The sequence below is a fragment of the Pseudoduganella sp. RAF53_2 genome, assembly GCF_052113985.1.
Lineage (GTDB): Bacteria > Pseudomonadota > Gammaproteobacteria > Burkholderiales > Burkholderiaceae_D > Rugamonas.
Window position 1 is genome coordinate 1 of sequence record NZ_JBFRDW010000698.1, and the last position, 3,028, is coordinate 3,028.

Annotated in this window: 3 protein-coding genes and 1 pseudogene; 3 read left to right on the forward strand and 1 reads right to left on the reverse strand. The window is 65.2% G+C overall.

Annotated features, from left to right (window positions below; translation table 11 throughout):
• The 3 genes from AB4Z11_RS28005 to AB4Z11_RS28015 all read left to right on the forward strand — a co-directional run.
• The coding region (locus AB4Z11_RS28005) for an MFS transporter (RefSeq protein WP_442029107.1) at positions 1–972 on the forward strand (972 nt) is incomplete at its 5' end.
• Positions 969–1,787 carry a substrate-binding periplasmic protein gene (locus tag AB4Z11_RS28010; protein WP_442029108.1) on the forward strand — a complete coding sequence of 273 codons (819 nt, stop codon included), beginning with the start codon at positions 969–971 and terminating at the stop codon, positions 1,785–1,787. The genes AB4Z11_RS28005 and AB4Z11_RS28010, both read left to right, overlap by 4 nt.
• Before the next feature lie 11 nt (positions 1,788–1,798).
• On the forward strand, positions 1,799–2,833 hold the full coding sequence (locus AB4Z11_RS28015) for an EamA family transporter (protein WP_442029109.1): 1,035 nt from the start codon (positions 1,799–1,801) through the stop codon (positions 2,831–2,833).
• Here AB4Z11_RS28015 and AB4Z11_RS28020 read toward each other — a convergent pair.
• Positions 2,830–3,028 (reverse strand): annotated as a pseudogene (locus AB4Z11_RS28020) (oxidoreductase); the annotation flags it as partial. The gene AB4Z11_RS28015 and the pseudogene AB4Z11_RS28020 overlap by 4 nt on opposite strands.

The following is a 3,028-nucleotide window of genomic DNA, read 5'->3' on the forward strand; positions in this document are numbered from 1 at the left end:
TCGATGGCAGGCATGGGCATCAACTTCCTGACCACGGCCTGGGCGCCTAACCTGGCCTGCATGTTCATCGGCCGCTTTGTGGGCGGCATGTCCTCCGCCAGCATGTCGGTGGCGTCGGCTTATGCGTCCGACATTTCGACGCATGACAACCGCGCCAAGAGCTTCGGCAAGATCGGCGCCGCCTTCGGCCTGGGCTTCATTGCCGGTCCGATGCTGGGCGGCCTGCTGGGCGACGTGAACCTGCACCTGCCTTTCTATGTGGCGGCCGGACTGTCTTTCGCCAACTTCATCTACGGCTACTTCTTCGTGCCGGAATCGCTGCCGGAAGCGCAGCGCGGCCCGTTCCGCCTGACGCGCGTGAATCCTTTCGCGGCGCTGGCCAAGCTGGCTGGCCGCAAGGACATCCGCGGTCTGCTGATTACCTTTACCCTCGTCACCAGCGCGCAGATGATGCTGCAATCGACCTGGGTGCTGTACACGAACTTCCGCTTCAACTGGACGCCGACACAAAACGGTATCGCGCTGTTCTGCGTGGGGCTGTCGGCGGCGGTGGTGCAGGCAGGCCTGCTTGGTGTGCTGATCAAGCGCTTCGGAGAAGTGAAGCTGTCGCTGCTGGGGCTTGGCTCCGGCTGCATCACCTATCTGCTGTATGGCCTGGCCACGCATGGCTGGATGATGTACGTCTTCATCCTGTGTAATCTGCTGTCGTTTGCGGCCGGTCCTGCGCTGCAGGGCATCGTGTCCAAGGCCACGTCGCCTACCGAACAGGGCGAGCTGATGGGATCTTTGCAGTCGATCAGCAGCGCGGCGATCGTCGTCATGCCGCTGGTCGGCAGCACCATCCTCGGCGCGGTAAGCCATTTGCCGCCTAGCGACTGGCGAATTGGCAGTTCCTTCTTCGTATGCGCTATCATGCAAGGTATAGCAATCGTGGTAGCACGCCGCTACTTCCGCAGCCATACCTTAAAGTGAAAAAACGCTCGTTCGTTCAATATCTGGCTTTTGCAGCGGCCCTGCTGGCCGCTCCGGCAGCCTTCGCGGGCTGCTCGCGCGAAATCGTTGTGCCGGTCAGCTCGGTCGGCGTCAGTGTCATTGCAGGCAGCGACGGCACGGTCACCGGCATCTATCCCGATTTGCTGCGCAGCCTTGGCACGAAGGCGGGCTGCCATTTCGTTTTCACTACCGTTCCCCGCGCCCGCCAGGAGCTGATGTTCGCCACCGGTAAAGCGGACCTGCTGGTGACGGCCATGCGTACGCCGGCGCGCGACGTGAACGGCATCTTCGTGCCGATGATCGGCCACCGCGCAACGCTGATTTCCGTCCAGAGCRACCGCCCTCCCATCACCAGCGGACAGGATCTGCTGGAGCGCCGCGATCTGCGCGTGGCGGTCGTGCGCGGTTATGACTACGGCGAGGCTTATCAGTCGCTGGTACGCGAGTTGAGCAAGCAGGGGCGCCTGTTCACCGAAGTCGATCCGGCGGCCGTGGCGCGGCTGCTGCATCTTGGCGCAGTGGACGTCACCATCATGGGGCCGACCATTCTGGCGGGCTCCATCGATCGCGAGCCACGCGTGGCTGGCTTGATCGACAAGCTGCGCATGGAACCCATTCCCGAACTGCCCTGGGGCCATACCGGCATTTACGTTTCGCGCCACTCGCTCAAGCCTGCGGACCAGGAGGCGCTGCTTGAACTGCTGGAGAAGGCAGCCAAGTCGGGCGTGGTCATGGAGAGCTTCCAGCGTTATCACCGTCCGGAGATTCTGGCGGAAAGCGTGCGGCCACGCTGATGCCGGGGCATGTGGTTGCCGTCGTCCTGTTTGCGGCACTGCTGCATGCGGGATGGAATGCGCTGGTCAAGGCAGGCAGGGAGCCATTTCTGACCAGTGTGCTAGTGGCTTCGGGCGGGGCGCTGATTTCTGCAGTGCTGCTGCCGTTCTTGCCCTCGCCGGCGCCTGCCAGCTGGCCATTTGTCGCGGCGTCCACCGGTATTCATTTCTTCTACTACGGCTTTCTCGCCGCCGCTTACCGGCACGGCGACATGAGCCACACCTATCCGTTAATGCGCGGCAGCGCGCCACTGCTGGTGGCTATTGCCAGCATTCCGCTGCTCGGCGAACGCCTCAGCGCCCAGCAATACGCCGCCGTCGCCACCATTTGCGCCGGCATCCTCGGGCTGTGGTTCACCGCCCCACGCAACGCACAATCCCGAGCCGGCGACAAACCGCCTGCCGTGCGCCCTGTGGCCGCGAGCGCCGCGCCATCGCATGCCACGCCCGCAGCCGCGGTCCACGCAGCACACGCGGCGTATTCGACAGGCGAAGCGCATGCGGCGCAATTGGCGCCTTCGACGGGCGAAGCGCCGGAGCCCGCTGACGCGTCTGGCCCGGCCGGCGCGTCGGGTCCGCGGCCTCGTGGGCGGGCGACGGTGTTTGCTTTGCTGAACGCGCTGGCAATTGCGGCGTACACGCTGGTGGATGGCATTGGCGTGCGCAGGTCGGGCGCGCCGGCTGCGTACACGATGTGGCTGTTCGTGCTGAGCGCCAGCGGACTGCTGATCCGGACGCTGCTGCGCCGTCCGCGCGAACTCACGGGCTACGCCAGACAATACGGGCGCGTCGCCACACTGGGCGGCGTCGGCACGCTGGCCGCGTATGGCCTCGTGCTGTGGGCCATGACCGCCGCACCCGTGGCCGCCGTCGCCGCGCTAAGAGAAACGTCCATCCTGTTCGCCGCCGCCATTGCCGCCCTCTTCCTGCGCGAAAAGATCGGCAGGCGGCGGGGCGCGGCCATCGCCATCATTGCGGCAGGCGCCGCGCTGATGCGCTTCGCTTAGTAAGGACTGGCCGTCGAGCGCACCACGATCTCGCTCACATCGATGTCCGAAGGCTGGTTGATCGCAAACGCGATGGTGCGCGCGATTGCATCCGGACTCGCGTCACCCGGCCCCGCCTCCGACTGGCACGGCGACACAATGGTCACGCGGATATCGCCGCCCACCTCGCGCCGCAAACCTTCCGAAATCGCCGCC